Origin of the sequence: Bizionia paragorgiae (assembly GCF_900107625.1) — a bacterium.
GTDB classification, from domain to species: domain Bacteria; phylum Bacteroidota; class Bacteroidia; order Flavobacteriales; family Flavobacteriaceae; genus Bizionia; species Bizionia paragorgiae.
On the sequence record NZ_FNQK01000009.1, the window covers coordinates 96,497 to 115,060 of the forward strand.

General features: G+C 34.2%; 18 protein-coding genes. 15 read left to right on the plus strand and 3 right to left on the minus strand.

Translation table 11 applies throughout. The features are described from left to right. Window positions 1-76: 76 nt before the first annotated feature. Genes BLV64_RS08290 through BLV64_RS08300 form a run of 3 tightly spaced genes read left to right on the plus strand, consistent with a single transcriptional unit; the run spans window position 77 to window position 2,582 of the window. A complete protein-coding gene (locus tag BLV64_RS08290) occupies window positions 77-1,135 on the plus strand; it encodes a 3-oxoacyl-ACP synthase III family protein (RefSeq protein ID WP_092133936.1) in 1,059 nt (352 codons plus the stop codon). Between the two features lie 35 nt (window positions 1,136-1,170). After that, on the plus strand, window positions 1,171-1,692 hold the full coding sequence (locus BLV64_RS08295) for a methyltransferase (protein ID WP_092133938.1): 522 nt from the start codon (window positions 1,171-1,173) through the stop codon (window positions 1,690-1,692). A 29-nt stretch (window positions 1,693-1,721) separates the two neighbouring features. After that, window positions 1,722-2,582 carry a glycosyltransferase family 2 protein gene (locus tag BLV64_RS08300; RefSeq protein WP_092133940.1) on the plus strand — a complete coding sequence of 287 codons (861 nt, stop codon included), beginning with the start codon at window positions 1,722-1,724 and terminating at the stop codon, window positions 2,580-2,582. Here BLV64_RS08300 and BLV64_RS08305 read toward each other — a convergent pair. Continuing rightward, the gene (locus BLV64_RS08305) at window positions 2,579-3,385 is read right to left on the minus strand and encodes a DNA/RNA non-specific endonuclease (RefSeq protein ID WP_092133942.1); all 807 of its coding nucleotides are present in this window, start codon (window positions 3,383-3,385) and stop codon (window positions 2,579-2,581) included. The genes BLV64_RS08300 and BLV64_RS08305 overlap by 4 nt on opposite strands. Window positions 3,386-3,863: 478 nt before the next feature. On the opposite strand from BLV64_RS08305, the gene BLV64_RS08310 reads away from it, so the two are divergent. Together BLV64_RS08310 and BLV64_RS08315 are read left to right on the plus strand one after the other, a co-directional pair. After that, complete coding sequence (locus BLV64_RS08310) at window positions 3,864-4,610, plus strand: HlyD family secretion protein (protein ID WP_245705887.1); 747 nt, start codon at window positions 3,864-3,866, stop codon at window positions 4,608-4,610. A 462-nt stretch (window positions 4,611-5,072) separates the two neighbouring features. Then, entirely contained in the window at window positions 5,073-5,969 is an 897-nt protein-coding gene (locus tag BLV64_RS08315) for a hypothetical protein (RefSeq protein ID WP_092133945.1), read from the plus strand. Between the two features lie 226 nt (window positions 5,970-6,195). Here BLV64_RS08315 and BLV64_RS08320 read toward each other — a convergent pair whose 3' ends face one another. Then, a complete protein-coding gene (locus BLV64_RS08320; protein ID WP_092133948.1) occupies window positions 6,196-8,832 on the minus strand; it encodes a valine--tRNA ligase in 2,637 nt (878 codons plus the stop codon). A gap of 183 nt (window positions 8,833-9,015) precedes the next feature. Here BLV64_RS08320 and BLV64_RS08325 point away from each other — a divergent pair, with 183 nt between their 5' ends. Beyond that, on the plus strand, window positions 9,016-9,432 hold the full coding sequence (locus BLV64_RS08325; RefSeq protein WP_092133950.1) for a DUF1573 domain-containing protein: 417 nt from the start codon (window positions 9,016-9,018) through the stop codon (window positions 9,430-9,432). 50 nt (window positions 9,433-9,482) lie between these two features. On the opposite strand, the gene BLV64_RS08330 is transcribed toward BLV64_RS08325, so the two are convergent. Continuing rightward, window positions 9,483-10,826 carry a retropepsin-like aspartic protease gene (locus BLV64_RS08330; RefSeq protein WP_092133952.1) on the minus strand — a complete coding sequence of 448 codons (1,344 nt, stop codon included), beginning with the start codon at window positions 10,824-10,826 and terminating at the stop codon, window positions 9,483-9,485. A gap of 106 nt (window positions 10,827-10,932) precedes the next feature. On the opposite strand from BLV64_RS08330, the gene BLV64_RS08335 reads away from it, so the two are divergent. The 9 genes from BLV64_RS08335 (at window position 10,933) to gap (ending at window position 18,544) form a co-directional block, all read left to right on the plus strand. Continuing rightward, window positions 10,933-12,123: a pyridoxal phosphate-dependent aminotransferase gene (locus BLV64_RS08335; protein ID WP_092133954.1), complete on the plus strand. Its 1,191-nt coding sequence runs from the start codon at window positions 10,933-10,935 to the stop codon at window positions 12,121-12,123. Next, window positions 12,123-13,136, plus strand: coding sequence for a UDP-N-acetylmuramate dehydrogenase (gene murB / locus BLV64_RS08340; RefSeq protein ID WP_092133958.1), 1,014 nt, complete (start codon window positions 12,123-12,125; stop codon window positions 13,134-13,136). Before BLV64_RS08335 ends, murB begins: the two co-directional genes overlap by 1 nt. Before the next feature lie 56 nt (window positions 13,137-13,192). Beyond that, window positions 13,193-13,723, plus strand: coding sequence for an RNA polymerase sigma factor (locus BLV64_RS08345; RefSeq protein ID WP_092133960.1), 531 nt, complete (start codon window positions 13,193-13,195; stop codon window positions 13,721-13,723). An 8-nt stretch (window positions 13,724-13,731) separates the two neighbouring features. After that, the gene (locus BLV64_RS08350; RefSeq protein WP_245705888.1) at window positions 13,732-14,535 is read left to right on the plus strand and encodes an anti-sigma factor domain-containing protein; all 804 of its coding nucleotides are present in this window, start codon (window positions 13,732-13,734) and stop codon (window positions 14,533-14,535) included. Between the two features lie 108 nt (window positions 14,536-14,643). Continuing rightward, entirely contained in the window at window positions 14,644-14,847 is a 204-nt protein-coding gene (locus BLV64_RS08355; RefSeq protein ID WP_092134043.1) for a membrane or secreted protein, read from the plus strand. Window positions 14,848-14,853: 6 nt separating this feature from the next. Further along, window positions 14,854-15,966: a glycosyltransferase gene (locus BLV64_RS08360; protein ID WP_092133964.1), complete on the plus strand. Its 1,113-nt coding sequence runs from the start codon at window positions 14,854-14,856 to the stop codon at window positions 15,964-15,966. Further along, window positions 15,957-16,517, plus strand: coding sequence for an RNA polymerase sigma factor (locus BLV64_RS08365; RefSeq protein WP_092133966.1), 561 nt, complete (start codon window positions 15,957-15,959; stop codon window positions 16,515-16,517). The genes BLV64_RS08360 and BLV64_RS08365 overlap by 10 nt, the downstream gene beginning before the upstream one ends. Before the next feature lie 154 nt (window positions 16,518-16,671). Then, complete coding sequence (gene lipA, locus BLV64_RS08370) at window positions 16,672-17,547, plus strand: lipoyl synthase (protein WP_092133968.1); 876 nt, start codon at window positions 16,672-16,674, stop codon at window positions 17,545-17,547. A 1-nt stretch (window position 17,548) separates the two neighbouring features. Beyond that, window positions 17,549-18,544 carry a type I glyceraldehyde-3-phosphate dehydrogenase gene (gene gap, locus BLV64_RS08375; protein WP_092133970.1) on the plus strand — a complete coding sequence of 332 codons (996 nt, stop codon included), beginning with the start codon at window positions 17,549-17,551 and terminating at the stop codon, window positions 18,542-18,544. Window positions 18,545-18,564: the final 20 nt, after the last annotated feature.

Genomic DNA, 18,564 nt, shown 5'->3' on the forward strand with positions numbered 1-18,564 from the left:
TATTAAAGATTGCCTTTTAGGTTTACTACTATTTAGTTACATTAGTAAAGTAAACTATAAAGGCAATTTCTCTTTTATGAATATAAAAATTACAGGTACGGGAAGTTATATCCCAATGACCTTAGAAAAGAACGAAGATTTTAATAATCATCAGTTTTTAAATGCAGATGGATCAACAATAAATTCACCTAACGAAGTTATCGTTGAAAAGTTTAAAGCTATAACAGGTATTGCAGAACGTCGATACGCAAAGCCCGAACTTAACAATTCCGATTTAGCATTCTTTGCGGCTGAAAAAGCAATTGCAGATGCCAAGATTAATGCCGAGGAATTAGATTACATTATTTTAGCTCACAATTTTGGTGATATTAAATCAAACACCATTCAAAGTGATGCAGTCCCATCTTTAGCCGCTAGAGTTAAGCACCGTTTAAAGATTAAAAACCCGAAGTGTGTAGCCTACGACGTCTTGTTTGGTTGCCCTGGATGGAATGAAGGTGTTATTCAAGCTCATGCGTTTATAAAGGCTGGTATAGCAAAAAAATGCTTAGTTGTTGGTGCTGAAACGCTTTCGCGAGTAATAGACAAACACGATAGAGATTCTATGATTTACTCTGATGGCGCTGGTGCTGTTGTTATAGAGGAAACATCTGAAGAGGGCGGAATTATTGCCCATGAAAGTGCGAGTTACACTTACGAAGAGATCGATTATTTATTTTTTGGAGGTTCGTACAATCCGTCTTTAGATCAAGATGTGAAATACATTAAAATGTATGGACGTAAGATTTACGAATTCGCTCTAAAGCATGTTCCAGATGCTATGAAATCCTGTTTAGATAACAGCGGACTAGCGATTACCGATGTCAAGAAAATATTAATTCACCAAGCGAACGAAAAAATGGACGAAGCTATTGTAAAGCGGTTCTATAAACTTTACAATATGAAAGTACCCGAAGGCATAATGCCAATGAGTATTTATAAACTTGGAAATAGTTCTGTAGCGACCATTCCAACGCTGTTAGATTTAGTAAAAAACAATAAAATCAAGGATCAAAGTATTGAAAAAGGAGATGTCATTATCTTCGCTAGTGTAGGTGCTGGAATGAACATCAATGCGATCGTTTACAAATATTAGTCGTTTACTCAAAAACCTATTACTAGAAACACACTATGTACGAAGGAAAATTCCCTCACAAACGCTATAGACTAACACATCAATTTTTAGAAAAACACATTTCTAAATCCGAATCTATTTTAGATTTGGGTGTTGAGAATCCTTTTACCGAGGTGATGCTAAAAAGTGGTTACCAAGTCAAAAACACCTCTGGAGAAGATTTAGACAGGAACACCTCAGCTATAAAAGAGTCTGATGCTACCGTGGTAACGGCTTTCGAAATTTTCGAACATTTATTATCGCCACTAACGGTTTTAGAATCTATTAAAGCTGACAAATTGGTCGCTAGTATTCCTATGCGTTTATGGTTTTCTTCTGCATACCGCAGTAAAACAGATCTATGGGATAGGCATTTTCATGAATTTGAAGATTGGCAATTCGATTGGCTTTTAGAAAAAGCGGGATGGAAGATTATTGATCGTCAAAAGTGGACAAACCCCACAAAAAAGATTGGCATTCGCCCTTTATTGCGTTGGTTTACTCCGCGTTATTATATCGTTTATGCAGAGCGCGCTTAAGCAGCCACGAGTTATTTAATCCACTTATTTTGAATATTTACATTGTAATTCCGGCTCATAATGAAGACAGTTGCATTGACTTAATGCTTCAGTCTCTAGTGGAACAAACCCTACAACCTAAACAGGTGGTCGTGGTTAACGATAACTCTACAGATACTACCGAAACTATTATTTCCAAGTACACCAAGAGTTTCCCTTGGATAACGAGTATCACCATACAATCGTCTTCCAATCATCTACCAGGCACAAAAGTAATCAATGCCTTTTATAAAGGCTTAGAAACTCTAGATGATGATTACGATGTAATTTGTAAGTTTGATGCGGACATTATTCTACCTAAAAACTACCTAGAATCACTAGTCACTATTTTTAATGCAGATAAAAAAGTAGGAATAGCTGGCGGATTAGCTTACATTAAAAAAGAAGACACCTGGGTGTATGAAACCATCGCTTCGAAGGAACATGTTCGCGGCCCCTTTAAAGCCTATAGAAAAGCCTGTTTTAATGCTATTGGAGGGTTAAAGCGTAGTATTGGATGGGACACTTTAGATGTATTATTAGCACAATACTACGGGTGGAAAGTACAAACAGATAAAACACTTCAGGTTAAACACCTAAAACCAACGGGTAAAACCTACCATAAGAGCAGCAAACACCTACAAGGTGAAGCGCTTTATAAAATGCGATTTGGAATAGTGCTTATGCTGCTTTCTGCATTAAAAAGCGCCATAGCACGACGCAGTCTTACTTACTTTATAAATACAGTTCAGGGCTATTTTAAGGCACAATCTCATAATATCACACCATTAGTTACAGAAGAGCAAGGGCATTTTATACGCCATTTAAGATGGCAAGGCGTGAAAAAGAAACTCGGCATTACGAAGGCTTAAAACTTCCAATTTCTATAATTAGTTGAAGCTTCCAAGCGCTCCTCTACAGCATCGTCTAATTGAGGAAAAAAGTCAATTCCTGTTAGGGTTTCGATCTCATCTACAGACACGACATAGTTAGTTAAAGAACGATTAGAATCTACGTGGGGAAGTAAAAACCCAATAAGTTTGGGATCACCATTATTATAATCTAAAACTATTTTATAAAACTGATTAGGAACTGCGACATTTTCGTTTCCAATGGTTTTTAGGTTACTTTCTAAAACACCTCCCGTAACCACATACACACCATCGTATTTTTTTGCCCAGTAGCGTACTTTTTGTTCTAAACGATTCCATATCCCAGCATTAAATTCATGCTCTTGGGGGGAGATATTACTGGTTAAAAAGGTTTCGTCAAACAACGCTTTCGATTTACGACGATCGCCTGCAGGACACAAATGACCACGATCGTAACCTGAGTTTTTATAATTCCTCCAACTTGCCGCTTGCGTTTTAACCGCGTGGTCAATTTCAAAATAAGGACGTTCAAAATTATTAGATGAAAGATCACTTGCCTTTAACTCATAAGCCACCCATTCTGCTTGTTCGTGTGGCTCACTGTAGGATAAGGAATACCCCTCATGATGCACTACAAGCTGCGTGGTGCTAGTCGGTAAAAAGCTAAGATTAGTATCTTCTTTTACAACAGCCCCTTCTTCAACTTTTTGTGTCGTCTCCTTTTGCTCTATATAAAGATTAAAAGAATAGATTACGATTAATACGAAAGCAGATAATAAAGAGTACTTTGTTTTTTTAGACATTTTTTTAATTTATTAACAAATAAAAAGATTTTTTTTAACATTGTTTTATAAAAGCAAGTTGCTTTTATAAAATACTTTCAACTGAGAATCTAGATAAACAATGTAAGAATTGTCGATGTTTCATAAAAGTTATCTCTATAAAACAGTTGTACACCGAATAATCGATACAATTCCTTCTAAAACATAAGCAACAGGTGTTAAAGCAAAACATTACTTTAATATTCAAAAATATGTAATAACTACAGAAGCTTTACTTACAACTAAAACTCCTCCAGAAAAACAATTTGCTAACACTTCAGGTAAGCTTGAAACAATATTAGCATCCGATAATTCCCCTATTAAACGTAACACTCCGTTAGCCGTTATTGAAAACTCAGCAAATTATGAGGATGTTTATGCCTTAAAGAGAATTCTAGATACAACTAAAATAAACAACAAAACGTTTAAATTTCCTATAGACCAGCTACCCGTCTTATTTTTGGGTGAAATTGATAGTTATTACGCTCTATTTGAAAATAATTATGCGCAATATATATTAAACAAAAATTTACAACCGTTTTCTAATGAAGCCTTAGCCAATAAAAATTCTATTTCAGAATTACGTAGGCGATTACAAAACAGCAATGCCCAATTAGAATTAAATCGTGCTGAATTAAAATTAAAAAAAACAGATCTCCAACGCTATACAGGTTTATACAATAAAGGTATTATATCAACATTAGAAATAGAGCAAAAGCAAATAGAATACCATCAGGCAGAACGTAATTTAAAAAGTTTTGAATCGTCAATTTCGCAAATTAGAGAGTCCATTAGTAACGCAAACAAAACCTCTAAAGGGACTGAAATAAACAAAACAAAAGAAGAACTGATGCTATTAAAGGGGGTGATTCAGGCCTTTAACCAGCTAAAAATCGCCATTAACGACTGGGAAAAAAAATATGTTTTATTATCAAATATAGATGGAAAAGTAGCTTTTGCTAATTATTGGAGAACTAATGAAACCATAAAACAAGGGGATTTAATTTTTACTATTATACCTACTAAAAACTCTTCTTTTATTGCTAAATTAAAAACTCCTGCTGCAAATTCAGGGAAATTAAAGATAGGGCAAAAAGTAAATATAAGTTTAGAAAGCTATCCTGAAGAAGAGTTTGGAACACTGCAAGCAAAAGTGACATACATCTCATATATCCCTGATAATGATGGCAACTACCTAATACTATAAGAGTTACCTGAAAAATTGGTAACCTCTTATAACAAAAACATAGACTTTAAACAGGAAATGTCTAGCAGCGCCGAAATTATAACTGAAGACCTTAGGTTAACTGAACGATTCTTTTATCAAATAAAAGATATATTCAAATAATTTTAGTTTCTCGCGAGGAATAGACAGAAACTATGACTATTTTAATTGATCAAAGTAAATTTAGTTAATAAAAATTTTTAATTATGAAAAAATAAAAAAAACTTAGGGAAAGCTCTATCTAAAGCTGAACAACAAACAATTAATGGTGGTAAAAGACAGGATTGCGTAACAGTTAAGATTACTGAAGAAATATATGGTCCCTATAATGGTGGTGTATATGCTTCAAATACTATTTATTATTCTTGCAACGGTGGACCTATACAAACAGGGCCTTGGCATATGTATTAATTATTAAAAACTGTAGATTATCTTTGATTTATTATGAGAAATTTAACAACAATACTAATATGTCTATTAAGCACTGCAACTTATTCACAAGGGGTTCAATACTATAAACTTTTAAATATAACTGATTCATTGCCTGTTGAAAATGCCTATATAACAGTTGATAATTGGTTAAATACTTTATCTGATAGTTCAGGAAATTTTAAAATAGACAAAAAATTTAAAACTATCCAAATTAGTCATATAGCTTTCCTACCTTATATAGCATCTAAAAATGATATAATCAATAAGAAATACATCTTTCTTAAAGAAAACAGACAGAATTTAGAAGAAGTTCATATCACAAATAAAAAAACAAAGGAACAGTTACTTCCAAGTAATGATATAAGTTTTAGACTATCAAGTAAAAAATATCATAAAGTCAATGAAAATTCTATTTATGCCACTTATATAGAAAACAGTATTATTAAAGATTGTTATATCAATAAAATTATTATTGAAACAGGTATTGAACCTAATTATAAATCAGCGTTTAGAGTAAATCTTTATAGTGTTGATAAAATAACGCAACTCCCTCATAAACGCATTCTAAAAGAGAGTATATTGACTTATAGTAGTAATGATGACAACAAAAATACTATAAATATAGACATAAGTGATTTTATGATTAATTTTCCTAAAGAAGGAATATATGTGGTTGTAGAAAGTTTAAATTTGTTAGAATTAGAAAAAATTAATAATCCCAATTTGACGTATCCATCTTTTAGAGCAATAAAAAAGAATAAAAACAATTCGTCATCAATTACTTACGACAAAATATTTTCTTGGAACCGGTTAACCAGATCAAAAGATATTGTAATAAAAGATTGGATAGACGAAAGCATCCCTAATATAAATTTTATTTTCAATTTTGGAATTGAAATCGAATATTAAGCAACCTAAACTACTTTACATTCTAATTTTAAAAATCTGAAATAATTGTATTACAATTGTATAATATTCTTTTGGAGTGTTAGACAAAAACATTATCATCTTTCTTCTTAAAAATAACTATATATTCTTCCCTAAAAGTTCCGTTTATTACTTAAATTCAAGATAATAAAAAAATCCCTCGTTAAATAATTAACTAGGGATTTACTCTATTTTATTAATAACAAACTTACTGCAAATTCTTAATACTTGTTTGTAAGGTTTCTATCTTTGCGAGCGCATCAGACTCCTTTTTTCGTTCGTTTGCAATCACTTGTTCTGGAGCTCCTGCAACAAAACGTTCATTAGATAGTTTTTTCTGAACCGATTTTAAAAACCCTTGAGTGTACGTTAACTCTTCGGTTAGCTTTTTAATTTCGGTCTCTACATCAATAGCACCTTCCATAGGTATAAAATACTCATTAGACTTTACACGATAGGTTAAAGCGCCTTCTACAGCTTCAGAAACATAGGTTATACCTTCTAAATTACCGAGCTTAATAATTACATCGTCGAACGTATCGTTAACCTTTTCATTATTTATAACCGAGAACCCAATCGCGTCCTTAAACGCTATGTTTTTCTCTTTTCTTATGGTACGTATCCCTGAGATTACTTCTGAAGCAAATTCAAACTGACTAATTAAAGCTGTATTAATAGGTTTAGCTTCTGGCCATTTTGCCACAATTAACGCCTCTTCTGGTGTACGTGTTGCTATTTTTTGCCAGATATCTTCGGTCAAGAATGGCATAAATGGATGTAAAAGTTTTAAATTCTCCTCGAAAATAGCAATGACTTCATTGTAAGTTTTTGCATCAATAGGCTGCTGATACGCTGGTTTTACTATCTCCAATAACCAACCACAAAAATCATCATACACCAATTTATAAATAGACATTAAGGCATCACTTAACCTGTATTTACTAAAATGGTCTTCAATCTCTAACAACACGGTTTGAAACTTTGCTTGATACCACTCTAATGCCACCTGACTTGAGTTTGGCTGCTCTATTGCATCACTTACTTCCCATAGATTGGTTAAATTGTATGCATTCCATATTTTATTTCCAAAACCTTTTCCTTGTTGGCAAAGGGCTTCATCAAACATTAAATCATTTCCTGCAGCACTACTTAAAAGTAACCCTACACGCACGCCATCGGCGCTATAATCGTCTATTAGTTTTAATGCATCCGGAGAGTTCCCTAAAGATTTACTCATTTTACGACGTTGTTTGTCGCGTACCAGACCTGTTAAATATACATTATTAAAAGGCTTTTGATCCTTATACTCGTATCCAGCAATAATCATACGTGCCACCCAGAAGAATAAAATATCTGGACCTGTTACTAAATCATTAGTTGGATAATAGTACTTAATCTCTTCGTTTTCCGGGTTACGTATACCGTCAAACACACTCATTGGCCATAACCAAGAGCTAAACCAAGTATCTAAAGCATCGGTATCTTGTTTTAAGTCTTCCGCTTTTAAATCAGCTTTTCCTGTTTTTTCTCTTGCTAACTCTACTGCTTTCTCAATGGTTTCTGCAACTACAAAATCCTCCTTACCATCACCGTAGAAATAGGCAGGGATTTGTTGTCCCCATAGCAATTGACGTGAGATATTCCAATCGCGGATATTTTCCATCCAATGGCGGTAGGTATTTTCGAATTTCTTAGGGAACAATTTAATTTCAGCATCCTCACCCAGAACCGCCTCGATAGCAGGTTTAACTAGGTCTTCCATTTTCAAGAACCATTGGTCGCTTAATCTTGGCTCGATTACCGCTTTAGTACGTTCGCTAGTTCCTACCTTATTAATATGTGTTTCTGTTTTTACTAATACGCCTGTAGCTTCTAATTCTTTAGTAACTGCTTTTCTAGCATCAAATCGATCTTGACCTTCAAACTGCAGTCCGAAACTATTCAGCGTAGCATCATCATTAAAAATATCAATAACCTCTAACTGATGCTTATCACCAAGATTTTTATCATTTTCATCGTGGGCTGGCGTCACTTTTAAACAACCTGTACCAAATTCTAAATCAACATACTCATCTTCAATAATAGGTATCACACGATTACAAATAGGCACAATCGCTTTCTTTCCTTTTAAATGCGTAAAACGCTCATCGTTAGGATTAATACAAATAGCTGTATCACCAAAAATTGTTTCCGGTCGTGTTGTTGCAATCGTTAGCACATCGTTACTTCCTTCAATTTTATAATTGATATAATATAAGTTACCCTGACGTTCTTCGTGAATAACCTCTTCATCAGACAAGGTAGTTTTTGCCTCTGGATCCCAGTTTACCATACGGTAACCACGATAAATAAGACCTTTATTATGCAAGTCGACAAAGACTTTAATAACGGCTTCAGACATATCGTCATCCATCGTAAATTTTGTACGATCCCAATCACATGAACACCCTAATTTCTTAAGCTGCTCTAAAATAACACCACCATATTCTTCTGTCCATTCCCAAGCGTGAGCCAAAAACTCCTCGCGTGTTAAATCATTTTTATCAATACCCTGCTCTTTTAACTTCGCTACCACTTTCGCTTCGGTAGCTATAGACGCGTGGTCTGTACCCGGTACCCAACATGCGTTTTTACCTTGCAAACGGGCGCGACGGATTAAAACATCTTGAATCGTGTTGTTTAACATGTGCCCCATATGCAGCACTCCTGTGACATTTGGAGGAGGAATGACTATGGTATAAGGTTCTCTTTCATCTGGTGTAGAATGAAAATAATTGTTTTTCATCCAGTAGTCGTACCATTTGTTTTCTACTTCTCTAGCATCATATTTTGATGTAACACTCATCTTTGGAATAGTTTTTGAATAATATTTAGCAAAAATACTTATATTTCTCTTTACAGGAAATTATTAAAGACCAAATATTATAAGGTAAAATACGGGATACATTTTCTTACGTATTTTACAAATGATATTTTTGATTAGAAATTAAAAGTGTTTACATTTACAAATGAATAAAAACTAAAAATTATGAAAAATTTATTTACATTTCTATTTGTTGCTTTATTTAGCTTTGCAGTCTCTGCTCAGGCTAAAATTGAATTTAAACAAACAACAATAGATTATGGTACAATTGAAAAAGGAGCCGACGGTTTAAGGACTTTTGAATTTACCAATACTGGTGATGCCCCTTTAATTATCTCTAAAGCCAGTTCTACTTGTGGATGCACAGTTCCTACACCTCCGAAAGATCCAATTATGCCAGGGGAGTCAGGATCTATTGATGTAAAATATGATACAAAAAGAGTAATGCCAATTAGAAAAACGATTACTGTTGTTTCTAATGCTGTTACCCCTACCGTAGCGTTAAAAATTAAAGGAGAGGTTATTGACCCTTCTAAGAAAAGTGTTTTAGAAAAAAACAGCAAAAGCGTTATGGAGAACTAATTACTCCTACAATCGCTATTAAAAAAGCCAAAACATATGTTTTGGCTTTTTTAATTTAACGGAGATTTCAAATAAAACTGCTTCTTTAATAACTGCCCTTCTCTATCGACTTCTAGCTTAATTTTTTTGCCTTCATTTTGATAGAATTTACTCATAAGTTCCTGAAGGCTATACGTACGTGTATCGATACCGTTTAATAGAATAATAATATCACCCGATTTTAACCCTGCATAATAGGCAGGTGAGTCCCACCTAACTTGTGTGATTGTAAACGCTGGTTTTAACAGCAATTTATTTTCGGTTACAGAGATTGCTTTTACTTGCAAGCTATTGTTTATATCAATAACAGAATGAGTAGCGTATTGTAATTTTGAATGCAATTCGGTAATAATACGCAATCCAGAGTTCTCCACCGTTAGACCGCTTTTATTATAGCTAAAAGGCGTTTTATAATGACCATTAGGTTTTAAGGTGATGGTATGCTCTTTATAATTAAATACACAAATAAATCGCTTTAAAAGCTCTCCTCCAATACTTCCCTTGCGGTCTTCGATTTTAACAAGATCTTTAATATAAGACGGGTCAGGAAACGCCACTTTAGGATGCAATACAATAAGATCATTAAAAGTTACAGCATCAATTTTAGAACGTTTACCATGCACACTTCCGCTTAGACCATAACCTAAAATATCTCTAAAATAATAATCACCCACAAACAAACCTTCAGGTTCATTTTCAAACAACCACAGCGCATCACTACTCCCCGAGTCTATTAATAATTTTACAGGAATCCTTTTTTTATTTATAGTAACTGATGCTTCTAGGTACGGCTTTTCATTATAAAACTGAAGCTCGAAAGTTTCACAACGCTTGCACTTTTTCTTTTTATACCGCTCCGGAGTTGTTACTTTTAAATACTGTTTCGCATAATTAATTTCAACTATTAAATCTTTAAAAAAATCAGAACCTAGTATACCGTGGATGGGCACACCTAATTTTGGAGCAAAATCTACTGAAGAATCAAAAACGATATAAAAGGTTTGCTCTAAATTAACGGTATTGCCTACTTTAAAAGTATTAAATGAAGATCTTAAAGCTTCCACTCTACCGTCATTTCCTAATCCTTTTAAAAATATTTTTTCTGCATGTAATATAGGAATGGTATCTGTCCCTTTTAAAAAGTTAAATAGAATGGGTCTACTAACTCCGGTATCGAGAAGAAAAGATCGCTTAACACCATTAATTTCAACGGGGATTACTATGACATTATTTATTAACTGAAAAGGTATTTTATCTACCTCATTTCTTGTGTTTACTTCATACTTACTTTGCCCTAACACCAGTATATTAGAGCATGTAATCATCACAAGTACAAACAGTTTACATAGCTTCATATAACAGATTAAGTTACGAAACTTTATTTTAACATATAATAACCTCGTATTATAATTAAGAATAGATATATTTTTTGCAAATTTGCTTTTTTTAAAACCTATAGTTATGCCAAGTATATCTAAGAAAGGGCAATTAATGCCACAATCGCCAATAAGAAAATTAGTTCCCTTTGCGGAGAAAGCCTATGCCGAAGGAAAAACCGTTTACCATTTAAATATTGGTCAACCAGATATAAAAACACCTCAAATCGCTTTAGATGCTGTTAAGGTGCACTCCTTAGATATTTTAGCATACACGCGATCGGAAGGTTCTGACGATTACAGAAAGAAAATCGCTAATTACTACTCTAAAAACAACATTAATGTTAAACACGATGACATTATTGTAACTACCGGAGGAAGTGAAGCTTTATTATTTGCTTTTGGAAGTATTATGGATGTTGATGATGAAGTGATAATTCCAGAGCCATTCTATGCAAATTATAATGGTTTTTCTACGGCTTCAGGAGTAAATATTGTACCCGTAATTTCTAAGATTGAAGATAATTTTGCCTTACCTCCAATCGAAGAGTTCGAAAAATTAATCACGCCAAAAACAAAGGCTATTTTAATTTGTAACCCTGGGAATCCTACGGGGTATTTATACTCTAAAGAAGAAATAAAGCAATTGGCATCGCTCGTAAAAAAACACGATTTATTCTTAATTGCAGATGAGGTTTACCGCGAGTTTACTTATGATGGTGCTAAACATTATTCTATAATGGAGGAAACGGGCTTAGACGAACACGCTATCGTAATAGACTCTGTTTCTAAACGTTACAGCATGTGTGGCGCTAGAATTGGTTGTCTCGTATCTAGAAGTAAAGAGGTCATTCAAACGGCTTTAAAATTTGCTCAAGCACGATTAAGTCCGCCAACTTTAGCACAAATTGCTAGTGAGGCTGCTTTAGCTACACCTCAAAGTTATTTTGATGATGTAATTGAAGAATATCAAGAACGTCGCGATGTTTTAATTCGAGAGCTAAAAAGTATAGAGGGAATTAAAATTGGAGAACCTAAAGGAGCCTTCTATTGTATCGTTGAATTACCAGTTAAAAATAGTGATGCTTTTGCACAATGGTTGTTAGAAGATTTTCACATTGATAATGAAACTATTATGGTTGCACCAGCGGGAGGGTTCTACTCGACTCCTGGCGTGGGAACTAACCAAATAAGAATTGCTTACGTACTTAACCAAAAAAGTTTAGTTAAAGCCGTACGTATTTTAAAAGAAGCTCTTAAGGTATACAAAGATTAGTGCACATTCAAGATAACATATCTTTAAAAGACTACAATACTTTTGGTATTGATGTAACGGCAAAACACTTTGTTTCGGTAAGCGCGCTTGACGAATTAATTGCGGTTTTAAAATTAGATCAATACCAAAACAAATTGATTCTTGGCGGTGGTAGCAACATGCTACTCACAAAACCTGTTGACGCTTTAGTCATCCATATTAACATTAAAGGAAAATCCGTACTCTCTAATCAAAATAACAGCGTGCTAATAGAAGCTCAAGCTGGAGAAAATTGGCACGAGTTTGTACAGTGGACCTTGGAACACAATTATGGAGGGTTAGAAAACATGTCGCTTATACCAGGTAATGTGGGAACAGCACCCATTCAAAATATTGGCGCGTATGGTGTTGAACTTAAGGATCATTTTGTGTCTTGCCAAGCATTAAACTTAGAGACCCTAGAATTAGAAACATTTACAAAGCACATTTGCCAATTTGGATATAGAAATTCTATTTTTAAACACGAAGCCAAAGGTAAATACATTATAATAAGCGTCGTATTTGAATTGACAACAACAAACCATGTTCTTCGTACCAATTACGGAGCTATTACTTCTCAACTTGAAGCAATGCATGTTGTGACGCCTAGCATTCAAACAATATCGCAAGCCGTTATCGCTATTCGCGAGAACAAATTACCAAACCCTAAAGAGATTGGAAATAGCGGAAGTTTCTTTAAAAACCCCGTTATTCTAAACTCTCAATTTGAACTTTTAAAACAGAACTTCCCAAACATCCCTAGTTACCCGGTTTCTGAAACAGAGGTTAAAGTACCTGCAGGCTGGCTTATAGAAACTGCAGGCTTTAAAGGAAAGACATTCGGTAATTACGGCGTTCATAAAAACCAAGCGTTAGTCCTCGTTAATTACGGCGGAGCAAAGGGTCAAGATATTTTAGAGCTATCACAATTAATTCAGAAAACAATTTATCGTATCTTTAATATATCAATAGAAGCAGAAGTTAACATACTATAACCCCTTCTTATTATTAGTTTTCTAACGACTATTACTAACGAATCTATACAATAATTTTGAGTACAACACTAGAAATAGAAATTGTAGAATTACTTAAAAATGGCGATAAAAAAGCCATGGTTTTACTTTACGAAAATTATTCTGGCGCTCTATTAGGAGTGATAAAAAAGATAATTTCAGATAATGATTTAGCCCAAGACGTACTTCAAGAAAGTTTTATTAAGGTGTGGAAAAACTCAAAAAGCTACAACCCTGAAAAAGCAAAACTCTTTACTTGGTTATATCGTATAGCATACAACTCGGCCATAGACAAAGTTAGGTCGACCACTAATAAATCACAAAAAGAAATCCAAATTGAAGATTCCAACGTATATAAACTGACAACCAATAGTTTGAATCAGGACACTTTAGATATAAAAAAACACTTAAGTTCCTTAGATTTAAAATATCAAATTGTTATTAATGCGCTGTTTTTTGAAGGCATGACACAACAAGAGGCTAGCGACGAATTAGAAATCCCTTTAGGAACTATAAAATCTAGATTAAAAATAGGTTTACGTGAACTTAAAAAGATTTACAACCCATAATTGTAGTAATGATGAATGCTGATATACAAACATTTTTAAACTCTGATTTATTAGAACGTTATCTAATAGGTCAAACCTCACATGAGGAGACACGTACTGTCGAAAATCATATCGAAAATCACCCCGAAGTGGCTAACGCCTACCAAACACTTCAAAATAAACTTGAACTAGTTGCTTTTGCTAACGCCGAAGACACTCCAAATCACATTTTAGATTCCATATTAGAGGAGCTAGATACGAACCCCGTAGTATCATTACATTCCAGAAGAAAAAAACCTTGGTTTAACTTTAGTATTGCAGCAAGTATTACTGCTTTAGTATTCGCTGGAAGTTCTGTGTTTTTGTTAACCAAAAACTTAGACTTACAAGATGAGAACCAAGTCATCGTAGAAGAACTTTTTGATATACGCAGTGATTTACAAAAAAACAATGACAGACTAGAAGCTTTAGCTTTAGAGTTTAAGCAACTTAATAATCCGGAAACAGAAAAATATATTCTAAAGGGTAATAGAAGAGCAAAAAACTTAAAAACGGTGGCTTACATTAACCCAAAAGAAAAAACATCTATGATAGATGTTGTCACTTTACCAACATTACCACCAGAACAATGTTATCAAATTTGGGGTGATATTCAAGGTAAAATGGTAAGCTTAGGAATTCTTAGTGAAACCGATAGACGTTTACAAAAACTAAACTACTCTGAAGGCACAAAGGGATTAAGTATTACTATAGAACCAAAAGGAGGAAGCTTAAAAGCGACTAATGAAACTCCTGTTGCCGAAATAGAATTTAACAGCCATCAAAACGACTAAACGTTTTAATAATAAATTAACAAGCCACACCCAAAAGTGTGGCTTTCTTATTTTAAAAAGGATAATAAAAATCATTACCTTTGTCTTCTAATAATTAATAATAATACTGTGAAACTATTTTTAATCACATTAGCATTACTTGGTATCGCCATTGCAGGAATTGCCATTAAAATTTGGGCAAAAAAAGACGGTAAATTTGCCGGTACTTGTGCCAGCCAGAACCCGATGTTAAATAAAGAGGGGGAAGCTTGTGGTTTTTGTGGAAAAACTCCTGAACAATACGAAAACTGTAGCGAACCTCAACACTCGTAAAAAAGAATGATAATACTTGATATTGTATTCTATAGCTTTGTCGTTATAGTTTGTATTCAAGTTGTGTTTTACGGTATCGTTTTCGGCAGCTTCGCATTCCATAATCCAATACAGCCAACACCGAATACAACACCCGTATCTGTCTTGATTTGCGCTAAGAACGAAGCAAAAAACTTACTTGCTTTCTTACCTTCTATTTTAAAACAAAACTATCCTAATTTTCAGGTTGTGCTCATTAACGATGCCTCTAGCGACAATACATTGGAAATAATGGAGGACTTCGCCGAGCAGTACGACAATATTAAAATAGTTAATGTTAGGAACACAGAAGCCTTTTGGGGTAAAAAAAAATACGCCTTAACCTTAGGCATTAAAGCTGCAAAGTACGAACAATTACTTTTAACCGATGCCGATTGCCAACCAGTTTCAGAACACTGGATACGTGATATGTCAGCCCATTTTACTACTAAAAATACAATTATTCTCGGGTACGGTGCTTATAATAAAATAAAGAACTCCCTATTAAATAAAGTGATACGATACGAAACACTGCTTACCGCAATGCAGTATTTTTCTTTTGCTAAAATCGGAATACCCTTTATGGGCGTTGGTCGTAATTTGGCTTACAAGCGCTCTGAGTTTTTTAAAACTAACGGATTTATAAATCACATAGACGTACGCTCGGGGGACGACGATTTATTTATTAATGAAGCAGCAACTTCACAAAATACGAGTATCTGTTTTTCTCCATCTAGCTTTACCACCTCTATTCCAAAGACCTCTTTGCATAGTTGGTTTAGACAAAAACGTCGTCACGTGTCTACAGCAAAAAAGTACAAACCACGACACAAAAGCCTTCTCGCGCTATTTTACAGTTCGCAACTACTATTTTGGATCTTTTCGATCATACTTTTAATCGCTGGTTTTTATTGGCAATTTGCCTTAGTCCTAATACTTCTTCGCTTTATTGTTCAGATGACAGCAGTCGGTTTTTCGGCAAAAAAACTAAATGAATTAGACCTCATTTTAATACTGCCCTTTTTAGAACTCTTTTTAATTGTTTTTCAATTCAGTATATTTATAGCCAATCTCATATCAAAACCTAACTATTGGAAATAGAGAAAGCCATAAAAAAGGCGAAACAAAATAATCAAAAAGCATTTAATTTTTTATTAAATGAATATTGGGATTACGTATATGGCTATCAGCTTAAACGCATTGAAAATGAAAATGATGCGGAGGACATCACTATTCAAACCTTCTCTAAAGCCTTTGATAAAATAGCGACCTATAACGAAAAATACACGTTTAAAACGTGGCTTATTACAATTTCTAAGAACATCCATATCGACCTGGTTCGTAAGGAGAAAAGCTCGATCAACTCTAAAATTACCAATAGCCATGACAATACCGTTTACTTGGTGGCTGACGAATCACCTTCAGCAGAAGACAAATTAATTACGGAGCAAAATTTAGCAAAACTTTTACGGGATATAAAAAAGCTAAAACCTCATTACCAAGAAATTATCAATCTTAGATATTTTCAAGAATTGAGTTATAAGGAAATCAGTGTAGCACTTAACGAACCTATGAACAACGTTAAAGTAAAACTTTTACGAGCAAAAAAATTACTTGCAGACATTATAAAAAAAAGTGATCCCTTATCCTAAATACGCTGCTAACCATAATTTTAAACGGCGATACACACCCTAAATTAAGTATTTAACTTCATAAAAACCAAATACTGCTACTAGCCAGTTTTAGGGTTTCTTTATCACTAGTTTATAGAATACTTTGTATCTTTGTAGACAGAAAATTTTATATATGAAAAGCGAAACAGTTTCCAATATATTACCAGCTCAAAAAAAACCAAAATGGTTACGTGTAAAATTACCAACAGGTAAAAAGTACACCGAATTACGTGGTTTAGTAGACAAATACGGCTTAAACACCATTTGTACTTCTGGAAGTTGCCCAAATATGGGTGAATGCTGGGGTGAAGGTACCGCAACGTTTATGATACTTGGAAATGTATGTACGCGATCATGTGGTTTTTGTGGAGTAAAAACCGGTAGACCTGAAACTGTGGATTGGGATGAACCTGAAAAGGTTGCACGATCTATAAAAATTATGGGAATCAAACACGCTGTACTTACTAGTGTGGATAGAGATGACCTAAAAGATATGGGGAGTATCATGTGGGCTGAAACTGTAAAGTCGGTTCGCCGTATGAATCCAGAAACCACCTTAGAAACCTTAATCCCTGATTTTCAAGGTATCGAAAAGCATATTGATAGAATTATTGATGTCGCACCAGAAGTCGTTTCTCATAATATTGAAACCGTTAAACGCTTAACACGTGAAGTAAGAATTCAAGCAAAATACGAAAGAAGCTTAGGGGTTTTAAAGTACTTAAAACAACAAGGTCAGCGCCGTACTAAATCTGGAATTATGTTAGGTTTAGGAGAAACTCGAGAAGAAGTTATTGAAACACTTCATGATTTAAGAGCCAATGATGTCGATGTGGTCACTATAGGACAATATCTACAACCAAGTAAAAAACACTTACCTGTAAAGCGCTTTATAATGCCTGATCAGTTTGAAGAATTTAAACAAATTGGACTAGAATTAGGTTTTAGACATGTAGAAAGTAGTGCTCTAGTGCGTTCGTCTTACAAAGCTCAAAAACACATTAATTAAGATGATTACTGTAGCCATTAATGGTTTTGGTAGAATTGGACGTCGTGTTTTTAGATTACTAGAAGACCATCCTAACATTAATGTTGTAGCAATTAACGATCTTTCAGACGTTAAAACCTTAAGCCACTTATTAAAATACGATAGTATTCACGGTATTTTTAAAGGAACTGTTTCACACGATGAAACACATATCATAGCGAATGGTAAAAAGGTGATTTTACTAAACCATAATCATCCAAAAGACATCAATTGGGAGCCATACCAAGTTGATTTTGTTATTGAAGCCACCGGGAAGTTTAAAACCAAAACAGCTTTAGAGCATCATATTAAAAATGGAGCGAAACGTGTTATTTTAAGCGTACCGCCAGAAACAGACGACATTAAAACTATAGTTTTAGGGGTTAACGAATCTATTCTCGACGGTTCTGAAGCCATTATTTCTAATGCCTCATGTACTACAAATAACGCTGCCCCCATGATGGCCGTTATAAAAGAGCTTTGTGGTATTAACGAGGCCTATATTACTACAATACACTCCTATACTACCGATCAAAGTTTACATGATCAACCTCACAGAGACTTACGCCGTGCACGCGCTGCAGGACAATCCATTGTACCAACAACCACTGGAGCAGCAAAAGCATTGACGAAAATATTCCCTGAACTTTCAGACGCTATTGGAGGTTGCGGAATTCGTGTCCCAGTAGCCAATGGGTCTTTAACAGACATTACTTTTAATGTTAAACGGACGGTAACCATAGAAGAGGTTAATAATGCATTTAAAAGCGCTGGAGAACACCATTATAAAAACATTTTAGAATATACCGAAGACCCAATCGTATCTATTGATATCGTTGGCAACACACATTCTTGCATTTTTGACGCTCAAATGACATCGGTTATTGGCAACATGGTGAAAATAATTGGGTGGTATGACAATGAAACGGGGTACTCGAGCCGAGTGATTGACTTGATTATCAATTTATCAAGAAAATAAATACTATTCATTTATAAATA

Coding starts and splice junctions, on each gene's coding strand:
- BLV64_RS08290 (WP_092133936.1), top strand. CDS start 77: ATGAATATAAAAATTACAGGTACGGGAAGTTATATCCCAATGACCTTA.
- BLV64_RS08295 (WP_092133938.1), top strand. CDS start 1,171: ATGTACGAAGGAAAATTCCCTCACAAACGCTATAGACTAACACATCAA.
- BLV64_RS08305 (WP_092133942.1), bottom strand. CDS start 3,385: ATGTCTAAAAAAACAAAGTACTCTTTATTATCTGCTTTCGTATTAATC.
- BLV64_RS08315 (WP_092133945.1), top strand. CDS start 5,073: ATGAGAAATTTAACAACAATACTAATATGTCTATTAAGCACTGCAACT.
- BLV64_RS08320 (WP_092133948.1), bottom strand. CDS start 8,832: ATGAGTGTTACATCAAAATATGATGCTAGAGAAGTAGAAAACAAATGG.
- BLV64_RS08325 (WP_092133950.1), top strand. CDS start 9,016: ATGAAAAATTTATTTACATTTCTATTTGTTGCTTTATTTAGCTTTGCA.
- BLV64_RS08330 (WP_092133952.1), bottom strand. CDS start 10,826: ATGAAGCTATGTAAACTGTTTGTACTTGTGATGATTACATGCTCTAAT.
- BLV64_RS08335 (WP_092133954.1), top strand. CDS start 10,933: ATGCCAAGTATATCTAAGAAAGGGCAATTAATGCCACAATCGCCAATA.
- BLV64_RS08350 (WP_245705888.1), top strand. CDS start 13,732: ATGATGAATGCTGATATACAAACATTTTTAAACTCTGATTTATTAGAA.
- BLV64_RS08360 (WP_092133964.1), top strand. CDS start 14,854: ATGATAATACTTGATATTGTATTCTATAGCTTTGTCGTTATAGTTTGT.
- lipA (WP_092133968.1), top strand. CDS start 16,672: ATGAAAAGCGAAACAGTTTCCAATATATTACCAGCTCAAAAAAAACCA.
- gap (WP_092133970.1), top strand. CDS start 17,549: ATGATTACTGTAGCCATTAATGGTTTTGGTAGAATTGGACGTCGTGTT.